General features: G+C 63.2%; 19 protein-coding genes. 12 read left to right on the top strand and 7 right to left on the bottom strand.

Annotated features, from left to right (window positions below; all coding sequences use genetic code 11):
- The first annotated feature begins 108 nt into the window (after positions 1-108).
- Positions 109-1,011 (top strand): flagellar brake protein, encoded by a 903-nt coding sequence (locus LDZ23_RS18685; RefSeq protein ID WP_008353144.1) that lies wholly within the window; start codon positions 109-111, stop codon positions 1,009-1,011.
- Positions 1,012-1,027: 16 nt separating this feature from the next.
- Here LDZ23_RS18685 and LDZ23_RS18680 read toward each other — a convergent pair whose 3' ends face one another.
- Both LDZ23_RS18680 and LDZ23_RS18675 read right to left on the bottom strand, forming a co-directional pair.
- Complete coding sequence (locus LDZ23_RS18680; protein WP_033537055.1) at positions 1,028-1,681, bottom strand: DsbA family oxidoreductase; 654 nt, start codon at positions 1,679-1,681, stop codon at positions 1,028-1,030.
- A 131-nt stretch (positions 1,682-1,812) separates the two neighbouring features.
- Positions 1,813-3,153: an NAD(P)/FAD-dependent oxidoreductase gene (locus tag LDZ23_RS18675; protein WP_244808150.1), complete on the bottom strand. Its 1,341-nt coding sequence runs from the start codon at positions 3,151-3,153 to the stop codon at positions 1,813-1,815.
- A 170-nt stretch (positions 3,154-3,323) separates the two neighbouring features.
- Here LDZ23_RS18675 and LDZ23_RS18670 point away from each other — a divergent pair, with 170 nt between their 5' ends.
- Complete coding sequence (locus LDZ23_RS18670) at positions 3,324-3,755, top strand: OsmC family protein (RefSeq protein ID WP_008353150.1); 432 nt, start codon at positions 3,324-3,326, stop codon at positions 3,753-3,755.
- 39 nt (positions 3,756-3,794) lie between these two features.
- Here the strand turns inward: LDZ23_RS18670 and LDZ23_RS18665 are convergent, their stop codons facing one another.
- Positions 3,795-4,733 carry a LysR family transcriptional regulator gene (locus tag LDZ23_RS18665; RefSeq protein WP_008353151.1) on the bottom strand — a complete coding sequence of 313 codons (939 nt, stop codon included), beginning with the start codon at positions 4,731-4,733 and terminating at the stop codon, positions 3,795-3,797.
- Between the two features lie 132 nt (positions 4,734-4,865).
- Between LDZ23_RS18665 and LDZ23_RS18660 the strand changes: the two genes are divergently transcribed.
- The 3 genes from LDZ23_RS18660 to LDZ23_RS18650 are packed head-to-tail and all read left to right on the top strand — an operon-like array spanning position 4,866 to position 7,808.
- Positions 4,866-5,711, top strand: coding sequence for a fumarylacetoacetate hydrolase family protein (locus LDZ23_RS18660; RefSeq protein WP_008353152.1), 846 nt, complete (start codon positions 4,866-4,868; stop codon positions 5,709-5,711).
- Positions 5,708-6,451 carry an SDR family oxidoreductase gene (locus LDZ23_RS18655; RefSeq protein WP_008353153.1) on the top strand — a complete coding sequence of 248 codons (744 nt, stop codon included), beginning with the start codon at positions 5,708-5,710 and terminating at the stop codon, positions 6,449-6,451. Before LDZ23_RS18660 ends, LDZ23_RS18655 begins: the two co-directional genes overlap by 4 nt.
- A 40-nt stretch (positions 6,452-6,491) precedes the next feature.
- Positions 6,492-7,808 (top strand): MFS transporter, encoded by a 1,317-nt coding sequence (locus tag LDZ23_RS18650; RefSeq protein WP_008353154.1) that lies wholly within the window; start codon positions 6,492-6,494, stop codon positions 7,806-7,808.
- A gap of 18 nt (positions 7,809-7,826) precedes the next feature.
- On the opposite strand, the gene LDZ23_RS18645 is transcribed toward LDZ23_RS18650, so the two are convergent.
- The 3 genes from LDZ23_RS18645 to LDZ23_RS18635 form a co-directional block, all read right to left on the bottom strand.
- Entirely contained in the window at positions 7,827-8,249 is a 423-nt protein-coding gene (locus LDZ23_RS18645; RefSeq protein ID WP_309792415.1) for a DUF6515 family protein, read from the bottom strand.
- 129 nt (positions 8,250-8,378) lie between these two features.
- A complete protein-coding gene (locus LDZ23_RS18640; protein ID WP_008353156.1) occupies positions 8,379-9,161 on the bottom strand; it encodes a DUF2092 domain-containing protein in 783 nt (260 codons plus the stop codon).
- 349 nt (positions 9,162-9,510) lie between these two features.
- Positions 9,511-10,485: a GGDEF domain-containing protein gene (locus LDZ23_RS18635; RefSeq protein ID WP_008353157.1), complete on the bottom strand. Its 975-nt coding sequence runs from the start codon at positions 10,483-10,485 to the stop codon at positions 9,511-9,513.
- A 254-nt stretch (positions 10,486-10,739) separates the two neighbouring features.
- Here LDZ23_RS18635 and LDZ23_RS18630 point away from each other — a divergent pair, with 254 nt between their 5' ends.
- From LDZ23_RS18630 to LDZ23_RS18600, 7 genes are all read left to right on the top strand, one after another.
- Complete coding sequence (locus LDZ23_RS18630; protein ID WP_008353159.1) at positions 10,740-11,834, top strand: calcium:cation antiporter; 1,095 nt, start codon at positions 10,740-10,742, stop codon at positions 11,832-11,834.
- A gap of 105 nt (positions 11,835-11,939) precedes the next feature.
- Positions 11,940-12,728 (top strand): ABC transporter substrate-binding protein, encoded by a 789-nt coding sequence (locus LDZ23_RS18625; RefSeq protein WP_008353160.1) that lies wholly within the window; start codon positions 11,940-11,942, stop codon positions 12,726-12,728.
- A gap of 86 nt (positions 12,729-12,814) precedes the next feature.
- Complete coding sequence (locus tag LDZ23_RS18620) at positions 12,815-13,939, top strand: succinylglutamate desuccinylase/aspartoacylase family protein (protein WP_244808149.1); 1,125 nt, start codon at positions 12,815-12,817, stop codon at positions 13,937-13,939.
- Between the two features lie 69 nt (positions 13,940-14,008).
- The gene (locus LDZ23_RS18615; protein WP_008353164.1) at positions 14,009-14,476 is read left to right on the top strand and encodes an RbsD/FucU family protein; all 468 of its coding nucleotides are present in this window, start codon (positions 14,009-14,011) and stop codon (positions 14,474-14,476) included.
- A 109-nt stretch (positions 14,477-14,585) separates the two neighbouring features.
- Positions 14,586-14,735: a hypothetical protein gene (locus tag LDZ23_RS18610; protein ID WP_157695790.1), complete on the top strand. Its 150-nt coding sequence runs from the start codon at positions 14,586-14,588 to the stop codon at positions 14,733-14,735.
- A gap of 119 nt (positions 14,736-14,854) precedes the next feature.
- Positions 14,855-15,178 (top strand): ArsR/SmtB family transcription factor, encoded by a 324-nt coding sequence (locus LDZ23_RS18605; protein ID WP_008353166.1) that lies wholly within the window; start codon positions 14,855-14,857, stop codon positions 15,176-15,178.
- Positions 15,171-15,608: an SRPBCC family protein gene (locus LDZ23_RS18600; protein WP_008353168.1), complete on the top strand. Its 438-nt coding sequence runs from the start codon at positions 15,171-15,173 to the stop codon at positions 15,606-15,608. Before LDZ23_RS18605 ends, LDZ23_RS18600 begins: the two co-directional genes overlap by 8 nt.
- 72 nt (positions 15,609-15,680) lie before the next feature.
- On the opposite strand, the gene LDZ23_RS18595 is transcribed toward LDZ23_RS18600, so the two are convergent.
- The gene (locus LDZ23_RS18595) at positions 15,681-17,087 is read right to left on the bottom strand and encodes an NCS2 family permease (RefSeq protein WP_008353171.1); all 1,407 of its coding nucleotides are present in this window, start codon (positions 17,085-17,087) and stop codon (positions 15,681-15,683) included.
- Positions 17,088-17,191 lie beyond the last annotated feature (104 nt).

Below are 17,191 nucleotides of genomic sequence, written 5' to 3'. Positions count from 1 at the left end.
GCGCGGAAAAAATATCAGTACGCTAACGTAAAACTTGCCATACAGCACTTGACGGCAACCCCGGCAAGCACGACGATTGCGGAAAACACCTAAGAATCGTCCGATAAGATGACCGAAGAAACCGTCGCAGATGCGCGCCAGTCGCTGGCGCGTCTCGAACCGTCCGAGATTCCGCTTGGCACGCCGCTCGAATGGCCGATCGTCGCCGCAGATGGCGCGATGTTGTTCGACGCCGGCGCCGTCGTGCCGGACGGCGCGGCGCTCGAATTCATGTTCCGGCACTTCGAGCCGAATCGTGCGATTCAGGCGGCAGCGCCGAGCGCGCCCGAGGAAGAGTTCGCGAAGGACGGGCCGCTGACGCTGGAGGACATCGGTCTCACGATCGGCGCGCGGGTCGGCTTGCGCGGCACGGGCGGCACGGGTTCTGCCATGTACGCGAGCCGCGTGATCGGCTTTTCGACGCCGCGCCGCAATGGCGAGCGTTCGCTCTTCGTGACGCAGCCTTTGATGGCGGGATTCGATCCGCTCGTTCTGACGCTGGGCGAGCAGGTCGATCTGGTCGCGCTGACGGGGCGGGGCGTGTTCCGCTTCGCCTGCACCGTCGATGCCACCTGCCGCGAGCCGTTCAATTACGCGGTGCTATCGGCGCCGGGCGCGATCCGCCGATTGCGCACGCGCAAGTTCGCGCGGATGCCGACTCGTCTCGCGGCGCATTTCGCGGCCGTCGGGGAGCCGCAGAGCGCGCTGCAACTGGGCCGCGTGAGCGACATCAGTCCGTACGGCATGTCGCTGACCGTCGCGAATCCGGTCGCGCACATGGGCGAGCGTCTGCAACTTTCATTTCAGTTCAGGACCGATGGCGTCGAGGTGAAGATCGAGACCATCGCGATCGTGCGCCATGTCGGCGCGACCGATCCTGCCGATGGCAGCGCGGCGTACGGGCTCGAGTTCGAAACGCTCGAACCGTCGCAGCGGATCGCGCTGAAATCGTTTATGGCCGAGCACAGCTAAGCGGCCTCGACGCGCTTCAGGCGCCCGGAAAGCCGTCGGGAAAGAGCCGCTCGACCGCCGCCTCGAAATGCTGAATCGGCGCGGCGCCGCGCAGCGCGATCGGCGGCGGCGGTTCCTGGCCGGGCGCGGGCTCGCGCGACAGCACAGCGAACGGCACGCCCGTCACGCCGAGCTTCTTCGCGAACTCTTCGTCTTCGATCACGAGATCGGTGTACGTGCCGTCATCGAGCGCTTCCTCGAGCAGTTCGGGATCCACGCCGCAGGTCGCCGCGATGTCGAGCAGCGCGTCGGTATCGCCGATATCGATGCCTTCCTCGAAATACGCCTTGAAAATCGCCCGATGCACGAGATCGTAGCGGCCGGATTCGCGCGCGAACATCGCCGTCTCGAATGCCTTGCGGCTGCGCGGCGCGACCGGCGGCATACGCATCGTCACGCCGCGTTCTTCCGCCAGCGGACGCACCGATTTCTCCCACGATTCGACGATCTGCTCGCTGTTCGGATCGACGAGCGGCGTCGGCTCCGGACGCAATTCGAACGCGTGCCAGCGAATCTCGACCGCATCGCCGTATGCGTTGCGGAACTGGTCGAGCACGGGCGTCTCGAGATAGCAGAACGGACACACGAAGTCCGACCAGACGTCGATATAAAGAACTGACGTGGATGCCATGTGAGCCTCAAAAACGAACGGCGCGTGTTTGCGCCGTTTGACTGAACCGGGCGAACGCCGCGTTTCCGGCGACGTCCGCAAAACCGGTATGTTAGCGCGTGCGCGCCGCCGACGCGCGGTCGCGCGACGCATCAGAATCCGCCGTCGAGCTCGATCTTGCTGCCGTCGAAGAAGCGCGACAGGCGAAACGCGCGGGGATCGACGATCGGTGCGTCGTTCGCGACGATATCCGCCATCAGTCGGCCCGCGCCCGGACCGATGCCGAAGCCGTGCCCCGAGAAACCCGTCGCGATGAAAAGCCCCGGTTTGCCATCCACGCGGGAGATGACCGGCACGGCATCTGGCGTCACGTCGATATAGCCCGCCCACGCTTGTTCGATGCGCAATGGATTCAGCGCCGGAAAGAGCTTGCGGAACTCCGTGACCGCCGCTTCGTTGAACGATTCGACCGGCACCGGATCGAGCGTGCGCGCGGTTTCGAAGACGGTCGGCCGGTCGAGCGGCCAGCGGCGCGGGCGTCGAAGTTCCTCGAAGAAGCGCGCGTTGAGTCCGAGCTTGATCGAACCGATCTGGCTCCTGAGCGCGGGCAGGAATTTGACGAGGAGCCGAAAGCTGTCGGGCGTGATGTCGTGATAGCTGTGAAACGCATTCGCGATGGTGTAGCCGCCGTCCAGACGCTTGCGATAGCCCATTTCCTGATTGCACGCGCTGACGTCGGGTCCGCCGTCGAGCGGCGCGGTGCGCATGACCGACGAACGCACCATGAGTTGCGGCACATCTACGCCGAGACTGCCCGCGAAATAGCGCGTCCACGCGCCGCCCGCGATGACCACGCTCGAACAGCGGATGCGTCCGTGTTCCGTGACCACGCCGTGTATCGCGCCGCCGCTCGTTTCGATGCCGCGCACCGCACAGGGCGTGAGCACTTTCACGCCGCGTTCGCGCAGCGCTGCGGCCATGGCGGGCACGGCGCGTTGCGGTTCCGCGCGGCCATCGCTCGGTGTGTAGATGCCGCCCGCGAAGCGTCGCGACGTGCCGGACATCAACGCGCCGGTTTCGTCGGGCGACGTGATACGCGAATCGAGCGCGTCGCGGCCGACGAGCGCGACGGCGCGCGCGAGCCAGGCTTCGTGATCGGCGAGGGCTTTGGCATCGTCGGCGGCGTAGAGAATGCCGCATTCGCGAAAGCCGGTGTCGATGCCCAGTTCCGCATCGATGCGCCGCCAGAGCTTGAGGCTTTCGAGGCTCAGTTCGAGTTCGCGCAGGTCGCGATGCGTCGCGCGGCACCATCCCCAGTTGCGGTTCGATTGCTCGCCGGCGATATAGCCCTTTTCGCACACGGCGACCGACAAGCCTTTTTCGGCGAGCGCGCGCGCCGTGCTGATGCCGATGACGCCGCCGCCCACGACGACGACATCGACGTGATCGGGCGGCGTGCGGTCTTCGGTGATGCGTTCGGTAGGTGGACCCATGTGATGTGGTGTTGTGTTAAACGCGAACGGGCGATGATAGTCCAATGCGCAGGCTCCCTGCACCCGCTCGAGCGATCGGCTACGATGCAAGCGCTCGGGCTATCGAAGGGCGCCGTTCGGGCACGGCGCGTGCGAATCGTCGGTTCCAATTTATCTTCTGGAGAACTCTCGTGCAAAAGACAGCATCGGCAAAATGGAGCGGCGGCATCAAGGACGGCAAGGGTTTCATCTCGACGCAGACCGGCGTGCTCAACGAGGCGCCGTACGGCTTCAAGTCGCGCTTCGAGGAAGGTCCGGGCACCAATCCGGAAGAGCTGATCGGCGCGGCGCACGCGGGCTGCTTCACGATGGCGCTCTCGCTGCAACTCGAGCTGGCCGGCATGAAGGCCGAGAGCCTCGAAACCAAGTCGACCGTGACGCTCGATAAAGACGGCGACGGCTTCACGATCACCGCCTGCCAGCTCGATCTCAAGGCGAAGATTCCCGGCGCCGACAAAGCCGCTTTCGACAAGGCTGCGCAGGCCGCGAAAGAGGGCTGTCCGGTGTCGAAGCTGTTTGCGGGCAACGCGAAGATCACGTTGAACGCCGAGCTGGTGTCGTAAGCGGCGTGGCAGTCGAAGCCGAAAACGCGGACGGCCACATCACCCGTCCGCGTTTTTTTCGCGCGTCAGTTCCTCGATGATGAGCCGCGCGGGCGCCGGCAATGCCGCGCCTTTTCTGGTCACGACGCCATACGGCTCCGTGCGCGAACGCACCGCGATGGCAAGCCGCTTCGCGAGTCCGTGTCCGGCGAGAAACGTCGCCATGTCGAGCGGCATCATTGCGACGAGCGTCGGATCGCGCTGCAGCAGCAGGACGGTCGTGATGGTCGATGCCGTTTCGATCGGATGCAAGGGCAGCGGCAGCCCCGCTTCCTTGAACTCGCGCTCGTAGAGGCTGCGGATCGGCATGATGGCCGGATAGACGATCCATCGGCTCGAAGCGAGTTCGCTCAACTCGACGCGCGGTGCATCGACGAGCGCATGGGAGACGCCCGCGACGATCGCGAGCGGTTCGTCGCGCAACTCGACGTAGTGGTAATGATCCGGCTGACGCGCGACGCTCGCACGGCAGATCGCGACGTCGAGCCTGCCTTGATCCAGCAGCGCGAGCAGGCGCGCGCTCGTGTCTTCGACGACTTCGATGGTCAGCGCCGGCTGCCGCTCGCGCAGTCGCGCGAGTGCATCGACGAGCACGCCCGACACCGCGCCGGTGATCGCGCCGATGGCGAGCCGTCCGCCCGTGCCTTGCAGAATGCCCGCCATTTCCTCGCGTAAATGCGCGACGTCCATGTGAATCAGCCGCGCATAGCGGATCACGCAGCGCCCGAGTTCGTTCGGCTGAATGCCTTGCGCCGAACGCGTGAAGAGCGTGGCGCCGAGCGTCGCTTCGATCTCGCGCAGCGCCTTGGTCGCGCCGGGCTGCGTAAGCGCCATTTCGTCGGCGGCGCGATGCAGCGAGCCATGATCGTCGAGCGCGATCAGCAGGCGCAGTTGCTTGAGCCGCAAGCGCGCGGCGATGGAATCGGCATTCGGCAGCATGGTTTCGGCAGGCATAGGGACAACGAGAAGATAACGGAAAGTTATTGCCCCGGCAGCAGCTTTCATTATTCAAGCGATGCAGCGTTCTCTACATTGTGGGTTCCGTTCACCTCGTCAAGGAAATACCGACTCATGAAGCTGCTGCGATACGGCGCTCCCGGCCGCGAAAAACCCGGCCTTCTCGATTCCAGCGGCGCGATCCGCGACTTGTCCGGCGTCGTCGGCGATATCGCGGGCGATGCGCTCCTGCCCGAATCGCTCGCACGTCTCGCGAAGCTCGATCCATCGACACTGCCCGTCGTGCCTTCGAACGAACGCATCGGGCCGTGTGTCGGACGCATCGGCAAGTTCATCTGCATCGGGCTCAATTACGCCGATCACGCGGCGGAATCGAATCTGCCGGTGCCGTCGGAGCCGGTCGTGTTCAACAAGTGGCTCTCGGCGGTCGTCGGCCCGAACGACGATGTGCGCATTCCACGCGGCTCGAAGAAGACTGATTGGGAAGTGGAACTGGGCGTCGTGATCGGCAAGGGCGGCGCGTATATCGACGAAGCCGATGCGATGAGTCACGTCGCCGGTTACTGCGTCATCAACGATGTCTCCGAGCGCGAATATCAGATCGAGCGCGGCGGCACCTGGGACAAGGGCAAGGGCTGCGATACGTTCGGCCCGATCGGTCCGTGGCTCGTCACCGCCGACGAAGTGCCCGATCCGCACAAGCTCCCGCTCTGGCTCGAAGTCGACGGCAAGCGTTATCAGAACGGCAACACGAGCACGATGATCTTCAAGGTCGGCGAGATCGTCGCGTATCTCTCGCGCTTCATGAGCCTGCAACCGGGCGATGTCATTTCGACGGGCACGCCGCCGGGCGTCGGCATGGGGCAGAAGCCGGACGCCATCTATTTGCGCGCGGGACAGACGATGCGCCTCGGCATCGAAGGTCTGGGCGTTCAACAACAACGCACGGTGGACGCATGAACCGATACGACTTCACGAATCGCGCGGCTGTCGTGACGGGCGGCGCGCAGGGCATCGGCTACGCGGTGGCGCAGCGTCTATTCGAAGGCGGCGCGCGCGTCTCGTTGTGGGATCGCGATGAAGCCGCGCTGGCGAATGCCCGCGCGCGTCTGGGCGACGTTCAGACCGTGCTCGTCGATCTGACGGATCGCGATGCAGTTGCCAACGCGACGTCGCGCACGCTGGAGCGCTTCGGGCAAATCGACGTGCTCGTGCACAGCGCGGGCATCGCGGGCGCGAACGCGACGGTCGCCGATTACGCGCCGGAAGAATGGTCGCGCGTGATCGACGTCGACCTCAACGCGGCGTTCCATGTGAATCAGGCGATCGTCAGGGCGATGATCGCGCGCGGCTATGGACGCATCGTCAACATCGCGTCGATCGCGGGCAAGGAAGGCAATCCGAACGCGTCGGCGTACAGTGCGGCGAAGGCGGGCGTGATCGCGCTGACGAAGAGTCTCGGCAAGGAAACGGCCGGCCTCGATATCGCGGTGAACGCCGTGACGCCCGCCGCCGCGCGCACGAAAATCTTCGAGCAGATGAAGCAGGAGCACATCGACTACATGCTGTCGAAGATTCCGCGCGGACGCTTCGTCGAAGTGAACGAGATCGCATCGATGGTCGCGTTCCTCGCTTCGTCGGAGAACTCGTTCACGACGGGCGCGGTCTTCGATCTCTCCGGAGGACGCGCGACTTACTGAACACACGCGTCAAGACAAGAAAATCAAGGAGACAAGCCACATGAATACCTTCGCCGCCCCGCGCGAGGCGACGCTCGACGACAGCCGCATCTACAAGAAAGTGTTCTGGCGCTTCGTGCCGCTGTTCGTCGCGTGCTTCGTGTTTTCGTATCTCGATCGCATCAACATCAGCTTTGCGAAGCTGCAGATGCAAAGCGAGCTCGGCTTCTCCGACGCCATGTACGGCTTCGGGGCGAGCGTATTCTTCGTCGGATACTTTTTATTCGAAGTGCCAAGCAATATCGTTTTGCATCGCGTCGGGGCGAAGCGCTGGATCGCGCGCATCATGATTACGTGGGGCATCGCGTCGGCGTGCATGATGTTCGTGCGCAGCGAAACGTGGTTCTACGTGCTGCGCTTTCTGATCGGCGCGCTCGAAGCGGGCTTCGTGCCGGGCGCGCTGTACTTCTTCACGAAGTGGTTTCCGTCGTCGCGGCGCGGGCGCATCAACTCGTTTTTCATGGCGTCGATCGCGCTGTGCGGGATCATCGGCAGCCCGCTGTCGGGCGCGATCATGAAGTTCTGCGATGGCCTGAACGGCATGCCCGGATGGCAATGGCTCTTTCTGCTCGAAGGCATTCCGTCGGTGCTGCTCGGCTTTGTCGTGCTCGCGTTCGTCGATGACGACGTCGATCACGCAAAGTGGCTCGACGCCGGCGAAAAGCGCGCGCTGAAAGCGCAACTCGCGCGCGATCCGAAAGTCGGCGAAGTGCATTCGCTGAAGGCCGCGTTCAGCCAGCCCGTCACGCTCGTGATGGCGCTCATCTATCTGTTCCTCGCGATGGGCATCTACGGGCTCGTCTTTTGGATGCCGCAGCTCGTGAAAACCGCGGGCACGAGCGATCCGTTCATGATCGGCCTGATCTCGATGCTGCCTTACGCGGTCGCGGGCATCGGCATGATCCTGATCGGCAAGCATTCGGACCGGACCGGCGAACGGCGCTGGCACCTCGGCGCATGCGCGCTCGCGGGCACGATCGGTTACGTGCTGTGCGGCTTTTTCCCGACGAACACGGTGATGCTCGTGATCGGCCTCACGATCGCCGCGACGGGCATCATTACGTCGCTCGGGCTGTTCTGGATTCTGCCGACGCGCTTTCTCACCGGTATCGCAGCGGCGAGCGGCATCGCGCTCATCAATTCGGTCGGGCAGTTCGGCGGGATCATCAGTCCGTACATGGTCGGCAAAGTGAAGACGATGACCGGCAGCGCGACGCCCGGCCTCTATGCGATCGCGTGCGCGTGCCTGCTGGGCGCGATGCTGATAGTGTGGGGCCTGCCGCGCCGCCTGTATTTCCGCGAGAGCGGCAGCGAGTGAAGCGAACTCGACCGCGGGTCAGTGAGGCGCGTTGACCACCACGTACTGAACGGACGTGCCCGAGTATTGCGGCTGATACCACGTCGAGCCGCATTGCTGATACGTCACGCCGTTGACGCTGATCGCGGAGCAACTGGGCGGCAGTGTATGAACGATGGAGCCGACTATGGCTGCCGTCGCGACCACGGTTGTCGTGACGGCGGCAGCGGTTGCCACCGGATGGTCGTTGTACCAGCCGCCGTTGTTGTAGCAGCAGCCGTGGTTGTCACTGATGTTCTGCGCCGCATTCATCCGGTTATTGCTGATGTTTGTCGCCGCGTTCGTTCGGTTCGAACTGACCTGCTGAACGGTGTCCTGCCGGTTGCCCTCACGCGTCGTGCGGTTGGCTTGCCGTGTCGCGACATTGGTTTCATGCGCGCTCTGCCAGGCGCCGCTATTCACGGACGTTTGAGCGCCGCCGCGGACTTGAAAGGCGCTTGCCGTCGACGCGATTGTTGCCAGTAAGAGCGCCGCGCATGCCGTGCTTGAGAAGTTCTTCAAATTCATGATGATGATCTCTACATTAATCGATTATTGCGTGTCTTTGACCTGCACGATTTTGATTTCGCGCGCGTTCTCAGGGGCCGAGAATGCGAATGCGCCATTTCCGATTTCAGGATTGAGGTTCCAGCGATAAATCGCCGTGTATTGCGGCCGCTCCTTGTCCGACAATGTCACGATATTCAACTTGCACGGCAGCGGTTTATCGCCTTTCTGAACCCAGAGCTGCCAATCGACCGATTTTTCGTGGTATGCATAATGTGAGCACGTCGCGCCGTTTATTGTCTCGTCACCGAGATAGGCGGCGGAAAGCACTCTTTTCATGTCGTCCGGATTCGCTCCCAGCGTGAAAATATCGCTTAACGGCAATTCGATTCCGTACTTGTCGCCGAGATCGCTGATCAGTTCCTTGATGGTGGCCGGCGCCGGCACCGTCGCATAGTATTTGCCCGGCTCAGTGTAAAGCGTGAAGTGCTTTCCGTCGAAATAGGCGTGACGACTGCTGCCAGGCGCACCGCCGGAAATATCCGCCTTGAGATGATCGGGGCGATTTACGGTCAGCTTCGTCGTGTGCGACAACTGGACCAATTGTGCCGTTTTACCGTCCACCATGATTTGATCTGTCGTCGAATCGACATCCAGAACGAACTGCTTCACGGTTTGCATATAAGCGCTCATTTTGGCCAGCGCTTCCATTGCGGCGGGATCTGGTTTATGCGCGGTCGCCGTTTCCTTCGCCGATGCGCTTACCATGCTGCATAACGCGCCTGCAACCGCGGCGCACAGCGCGAGTTTCGCGAAGATAGTCGTCATTGTCTTCTCCTGAATTGATGATTGAAATTCGACGAGATAATCATCAGAGAATACCTTTTTGTTATAGGAACATGATTTAGTCCGCGTAAATTTTCTTTGCCGATTGAAATAAATTATATGATGGAAGTGCGTCAGTTCAACTGAAACACTGATTTTCGGTTTTTGCTTCGTGCCCGGCTGACGCGATTATTACGTTTTTTGACGTCGAACTTATTCCCGCCGTATTTTCGGCGCGTTGAATAAGTATTTCGTTTGGCGGCGCGCTGGACAATCGCTGCCTGCGACGCCTTTTATTTGAATAAACGCAATCTGTTTCGGATCAAAGCACAGATCGCAACGCTCGTTGGCGCTAGCGCGCCGGAGCGCTTTTGCGGGCGGCTTTCTGCGCGTACATCTTGCTGTCGCTTGCCGCGAGCAGATCGATCACCGACGAATGCCGATCGGCGTCGAACTGTGTCTGCCCGACGCTGAAGCGAATCCGATAACCCGGCGCCGATGCCGCATTGCTCGCGGCGAGCAATTCGCGCAGGCGATCGAGCGCGCGGCGCGTTTCGTCTTCGCGGGCGTCGGTCAGAAGGGCGACGAATTCGTCGCCGCCCAGACGGCCGATGACATCGCTCTCCCGCAGCGATTCGCGCAGCGCGGCGGCGAAGGTCACGAGCGCGCGATCCCCTTCCGCATGACCGAAGGTGTCGTTGATCTGCTTGAAATCGTCGAGATCGAAGAAGAGCAGCGACGCGTCGCGCTCAAGGCGCTTGCAGACGTTCAGCGCATGCTGCGCGAGCGCTTCGAAGCCGCGCCGGTTCGCGATGAGCGTCAGCTCGTCGACGGTCGCGAGCTCGATCGCCGCGATCTCCTGTTCCGCGATATGCGCGAGATCGCGCAACAGGCCGCGTTCGTCGCCGTCCAGCTCGCGCGGGCGCGTGTCAATGAGACAGAGTGTGCCGAGCTTGCTGCCGTTGGGCACCATGAGCGGCTGACCGGCGTAGAAACGGATGCCCGGATGGCCCGAGACGAGCGGGTTGTCGTGAAAGCGGACGTCTGCGCGGGCGTCGGGAATCATGAAGACGTCGTCTTGCAGGATCGCGTGTCCGCAGAAAGAAATGTCGCGCGAGGTTTCCTGCACGCCGAGACCCGCGCACGACTTGAACCACTGACGGTTTTCGTCGATGAGCGAGACGAGCGCGATGGGTACGTCGAAGACGCGGCGCGCGAGACGCGTCAACCGGTCGAAGCGTTCTTCGGCGGGCGTATCGAGGATGCCGAGCGTGCGCAGGGTGGCAAGGCGGGCGGATTCGTTCTCGGGTATCGGTGCGACGAGCATGTGTCTCCGTGCTTAACGTAACCACTGGAGCCGTTATTCTCTGACAATTGCGCAATAAATACACCCGTTCGTGCCGAAGGCGCGCGGTTGCGTTTTCGCTATGATGCCGATGGTCTGCGGCCCTTTGTCACGGCAATCCCTTCGCACGCGCGGCGCTCGCGCAGGTCCGATGCATTCGGCGCGTTTTTGCTGCAACCTCGTGGCTACATCGCAAGAGCCGACGATCCCATTCAACCGATCCGCCCGGAGCGCCGATGAAATTCAAGCTGGACTGGACCCTCGTTTCCCCGATTCTCGCGCTCGTCGTGCTGGCCGCGGCCGCTTTCATACACAGCGGCGCGCTGATCGTGCTCGCGGCCATCGCGCTGGCGTTCGCCGTGTTCGCGGCGGTGCATCACGCGGAAGTGGTCGCGCATCGCGTCGGCGAGCCGTTCGGCACGCTGGTGCTCGCGGTCGCCGTCACGGTGATCGAAGTCGCGCTGATCGTCTCCGTGATGCTTTCCGGGGGTCCGGAAAAAGCCGGTCTGCCGCGCGACACGGTGTTCGCCGCGATCATGATCTGCAGTTGCGGGATCGTCGGGCTGTGTCTGCTGATCGGCGGCTTGCGGCATCACGTGCAGGATTTTCAGCTGCAAGGCGCGAGCGCCGCGCTCGCGATCCTGTGCGCGCTTTCCGTGCTTACACTGGTCTTGCCGAATTTCACGAGCACGGTCGCCGGTCCCGCGCTTTCGACGTCGCAACTGATCTTCGTCGGCGTGATTTCGCTCGTGCTGTACGTGACGTTCGTGTTCGTGCAGACGATCCGCCATCGCGATTATTTCCTGCCGTTCGCGCCGCCGGCCGCCGCGGGCGTGCAGGACGAGGACGAGGCGCCGCACGCGCCGCCGCCGAGCAACCGGGAGGCGTGGGTCGCGCTCATCTTTCTGATGCTTTCGCTGGTTTCGGTGGTCGGGCTGGCGAAGCTGCTGTCGCCGGCGGTGGAAGCGGGCGTCGCGGCGGCGGGCGCGCCCGAGGCTGTGGTCGGCGTGGTGATCGCCGCGCTCGTGCTGCTGCCGGAAGGACTCGCCGCCTTGCGCGCGGCGCGCCTGAACCGCCTCCAGACGAGCTTGAATCTCGCGCTCGGTTCGGCGCTCGCGAGCATCGGATTGACTATTCCCACAGTGGCCGTCGTGTCGATCTTCATGGGCCAGCCGATTTCGCTCGGGCTCGCGCCCAAGGAAATCGTCATGCTCGCGCTCACGCTGCTCGTGTCCGTCATTACGCTCGGCACGGGCCGCTCGACCGTGCTCCAAGGCGTCGTGCATCTCGTGATCTTTGCGGCTTTCCTGTTTCTTTCGGTCGTGCCTTGACGCGCGTCGTCCGATCAATCGTGCGATTTTGTTACCATTCACGGTTTTTCGCGCGCGTCCGCGCGCGACGTTTCGCGGTCTCATCGAAAGTCCTGAAGGAAAAGCATGTCATTGAAGAAGTCCGCATCGTTCGCGATGCTTGCAGCACTCGCCGCCGTGTCTTTCTCGGCGCAAGCGAAGGAAATCACGCAAATCCGTTTCGCCGTCGATCCGTCCTATCCGCCGTTCGAATCCAAGCAGGCCGACGGCAAGCTCGCCGGCTTCGATATCGATCTCGGCAATGCGCTCTGCGCGCAGATGAAGGTCAAGTGCGTGTGGGTCGAAAACAATTTCGACGGCATGATTCCCGGCCTCAAGGCCCGCAAATTCGACGCCGTGTTGTCCGACATGGGCATCACCGAAGAGCGCCTGAAGCAGATCGATTTCACCGATCCGCTCTATGACACGCACGCGCAACTCGTCGCGCGCGCCGGCTCGGGCATCCTGCCGACGCCGCAGGCATTGAAGGGCAAGCGCGTCGGCGTCGAGCAAGGCACGGTGCAGGAGCGTTACGCGAAAGTGAAATGGGAGCCGCAAGGCGTGACCGTCGTGGCTTACGGCGATCAGGAACAGGTCGAGGCCGATCTCGTCGCGGGCCGCATCGACGCGATCTTCACCGACGCCGCGCAAGCCGCCATCGGCTTTCTGAAGAAGCCGCAGGGCAAGCCGTTCGCGCTCGTCGGCCCGATCGTCGAGGACAAGGCGATCATCGGTCCTGGCACGGCCATCGGTCTGCGCAAGGGCGACGCCGATCTGAAGAACGGCCTGAACAACGCGTTCGCCGAGATCAAGAAGAACGGCACGTTCAAGCGCATCATGGCGAAGTATTTCGAGACGGATATCTCGATCCAGTAAGCGCCGCCCGCCGCATTCGTTTTCGACCGGAAAGGCATCGTTCGCGATGCCTTTTCTTTTCGCTTTCGACGAGAGATACATCGAAGATGCAGGTTCATCATCATCCGCTCGTCGGCGCGTCGCTCGGCACAGGGCGCGCGATCACGAGCTATCGATTCGGTCCGCAAGACGGCGACGCGGCGCCGAAGGTCTATATCCAGGCTTCGCTGCATGCCGACGAATTGCCGGGCATGGTCGTCGCGTGGTATCTGAAGCGGCGCTTCGCCGAACTGGAAGCAGCGGGGAAGCTGAACGCGCGTGTCGTAGTCGTGCCGGTCGCGAATCCGGCGGGATTGAACCAGCATTGGTTCGGCACGCAAATGGGCCGCTTCGAGATGCGCTCGGGGCAGGACTTCAACCGGCGCTTTCCCGAGTTCGGCGCGGAATTGGCGCTCGAACTCAAGAACCGTCTGACGGGCGACGCGACGCGGAACGCTCGGCTCATCCGCGCGGCGCTGCGCGAGCATCTGGCGGCGCTCGAAGCGGCGACCGAGCTCGGATCGCAACGCATCGAGCTGATGAAACTCGCGTGCGACGCGGATCTCGTCATCGACCTGCATTGCGACTGGGAAGCCGTCGCGCATCTCTACACGACGCCCGGCGCGTGGCCCGCGATCGAACCGCTCGCGCGCTATCTCGGCAGCGAGGCGCAATTGCTTGCGGACGTGTCGGGCGGCGAGCCGTTCGACGAGGCGTGCACGGCGGCGTGGCGCTATCTGCGCGGTGCGCTCGGCGAGCGCTTTCCGATTCCGATGGGCGCGCAATCCGTCACGCTCGAACTGCGCGGCGTGCGGGACGTGTCGCACGAGATGGCGGCGCGCGATGCACAGGCGATCGTCGATTATCTGACGCACATCGGCATGATCGCAGGCGATGCGCCGAAGCCGCCGCCGCTGCGCAATCCCGCGACGCCGCTTGCGGGATGCGAGTACATCCACGCGCCGATGTCGGGCGTGATTCTGCATCGGCGCGAAATCGGCGAGCGGATTCGCGCGGGCGACGTCATCGCCGACGTGCTCGATCCGCTCGACGATCGCCTCGTGCCGCTCGTGGCGCAGACGGAAGGGCTGCTCTACGCGCGGCACTGGACGCGCTTCGCGACGGCGGGAATGCTGGTCGCGCGCATCGCGGGCGCGGACGCGGCGCGGCAGGGCGACCTGCTCGTGCCTTAGCTGCGCCTCGGTTGCGCGGCGGCGGGTACCATAGATTCGGCTGGCCTTACGTCATGGAGAACAAGAAACATGCTCAAGAACATCGATCCGCTGCTCAACGCGGACATCCTGCACGCGCTCTGCGCGATGGGTCACGGCGACGAAGTCGTGATCTGCGACGCCAACTTTCCCGCCGATTCCGTCGCGCGACAGACGGTGCTCGGGCGCGTGCTGCGGCTCGACGGCGTGAGTTCGCCGCGCGCGGTGCGGGCGGTGCTGTCGGTGCTGCCGCTCGATACGTTCGTCGATCATCCTGCTCAGCGCATGGAGGTCGTCGGCGACGCGGCCGCGCTGCCCGCCGTGCAACGCGAAGCGCAGCGTGAAGTCGATGACGCCGAGGGGCGCGCCGTGCCGCTGGCGTCGATCGAGCGTTTTGCCTTCTACGAGCGCGCGAAGAACGCGTATTGCGTGATCGCCACCGGCGAATCTCGGGGTTACGGCTGCTTCATCTTCAAAAAGGGCGTGCAGTTGGCGCCCGACGCGCCGGAGAAAAATTGACCGATCGACCTAGGGAATACCCTGTTGCTTTTTTGAAAACGTGTTGCGGTGCAGCGAGAAAGGCGTATAGTTAGGGTTATTCCCTAGCTACTTACCCTGAGAGACCCACATGAAAACCACCGCACAACAATCCCTGGTCGTTTCGTTCGGTTCCTGGCTGCGCGCGGCAAAGGCTGCGGTGCGTCGTGAGTGGAACCGTGCGCTGCAACTGCATCTCCAGAACTGCGAGATTCTCGTCGAATCGTATCGCCGCAAGTAAGCCGCGCGCGACAGCATCCCGGTCAAGAGCATCATCCGCAACGCCCCGGAAGTGAAGAGCTTCCGGGGCGTTGTCGTTTTCGCGCTTGACATGCAACCAAATGGTTGCATAATCCGTTCATGGATGACGATTCGGTTTTTCGCGCGCTCGCCGACGCGAGCCGCAGGCAACTGCTCGACCGGCTTCGCGAGGCGAACGGCCAGACGCTCGGCGATTTATGCGACGGCCTCGGCATGACGCGGCAGGCCGTGTCGAAGCATCTCGCGATACTCGAAGACGCGAATCTCGTGTCGACGCAGCGTCATGGCCGCGAGAAGCGTCATTTCCTTAATCCGGTGCCGATCCACGAGATCGCGCAACGCTGGATCAGCAAGTTCGAGCGTCCGCGGCTGGACGCTTTGTCCGACCTGAAACGCACGCTTGAAGGAGACGATCATGAGTAGCGACACGTTTGTGTATGTGACCTACATCCGCACGACGCCGGGAAAGCTGTGGGAAGCGCTGACGACGCCTGAGTTCGTTCGGCAGTACTGGTTCGGGATGCATCAGGAATCCGACTGGTCAGCAGGCTCCGCGTGGAAGATGCTGTTTTCCGATGGACGCGTCGCGGATGCCGGAGAAGTGCTCGAAGCCGAGCCGGGCAAACGCCTCGTGCTGAAATGGCGCAACGAATTTCGCGACGATCTGAAGGACGCGGGCTGGTCGCGCTGCACCTACGACATCGAGGCGCTCGGCGATGCGGTCAAGCTCACGGTCACGCACGTCAGCGAGAGCAAACCGTTCATCGAGGCCGTGTCGGGCGGATGGCCGAAGATTCTGTCGAATTTGAAGTCGTTGTTGGAGACGGGTTCCGTCGCGCTCGTCACGAAGTAACACGGCCATGAAAAACGGCGCGCTGTCCTCTCGGGCAGCGCGCCGTTTCGCTTCACGCGATAGAGCCGTCGATCAGATCGCCCAGCCGCCGAGATAGAAAACCGCGAGCACGACCGCGATCGCCACCGTGCCGACATTCAGCTTGCGCCATTCGCCCGCGACGATGCGGCCGATCACGAGCGTGCAAAAGCCGAGCATGATGCCCGTCACGATATTCGCCGACAGCACGATATACACCGCGCAAACGAGGCCCGACATCGTGTCGACCGTGTCCTCGAAATGCAGCTTGCTCACGTTGCCGAGCATCAGCAGGCCGACGTACATCAGCGCAGGCGCCGTCGCGTAGGAAGGCACGAGCGCGGCGAGCGGCGACAGGAACATCACCACCAGGAACAGCACGCCGACGACGCTTGCCGCGAGACCCGTCTTCGCGCCCGCCGCCACGCCCACCGACGATTCGATATACGCCGCAGCCGGCGCGCCGCCGAAGCAGGCGGAGAAGATCGAGCTGAGCGAATCGGCGGTCAGCGCGCGGCCGCCGTTGACGATGCGTCCGTTCTTGTCGATCTGGCCCGCTTGGCCCGCGACCGCGCGGATCGTGCCGGTCGCGTCGAACACGGCGGTCATCACGAGCGCGAGCACGCTCGGCAGTACGGCCATCGAGAGTGCTCCCTTGATGTCCATCGCACCGATCAGCGATGCATGGCCCGGCGCCGACAACGCCGGCAGCGCGAACACGCCATGAAAGCGCACGGACGGATCGAAGATCAGGCCGATCGCCGACAGGCCGATCACCACCAGCAGGATGCCGCCCGGCACGCGCCGGCGCTCCAGACCGAAGATCGCGGCGAGGCCCGCCACCGACATCAGCACCGGAAACGCCGTGATATGCCCGAGCGACACCGGCATGCCGGGCGCGGGATTCTTGATGATGAGCCCGACATCGTTCGATGCGATCAGCAGCAGGAACAAGCCGATGCCGATGCCCGTGCCGTGCGCGACGCCCGTCGGCAGATTGCGCAGGATCCACGAACGCACGCCGGTGACGGAGATCGCGGTGAACACGACGCCCATCAGGAACACGGCGCCGAGCGCGATGTTCGGCGTCAATCCCTTGCCGAGCACGAGACCGAAGGCCGTGAACGCAGTCAGCGAGATTGCGCAGCCGATCGCGATCGGCAGACGCGCCCACACGCCCATCAGCAGCGAGCCGAACGCGGTCGTGAGGCACACCGCGACGAACACCGCGCTCGTGTCGAAGCCGGCCTTGCCGAGCATGCCCGGCACGACGAACACGGAGTAGACCATCGCGAGGAACGTCGTAACGCCCGCGACGATCTCGCGTTTTTCCGTGCTGCCGGTTTTGGAAATGCCGAAATAGCGATCGAGAAATCCGCCGCTGGCGGTCTGAACGCTTTCCTCTCGTTCTGTGGGGGTGATGTCGATGTCGCCAAGCTGCTGGGCGGAGGATTCCAACATGAGCTGCTCCTTTATCAGCACGCTGAAACGGAACGCCGTGCGCCGCGCTTGTCAGCTCGCCGGCACCGCGGGTCCATCGTCAGGGTCGTCTCGTATGTAGTTCT

Origin of the sequence: Caballeronia zhejiangensis (genome assembly GCF_022879815.1) — a bacterium.
Taxonomy (GTDB): Bacteria; Pseudomonadota; Gammaproteobacteria; order Burkholderiales; family Burkholderiaceae; genus Caballeronia; species Caballeronia zhejiangensis.
The sequence above is the reverse complement of the archived record's forward strand: the minus strand, read 5'-3'. Positions and strand labels throughout refer to the sequence as shown.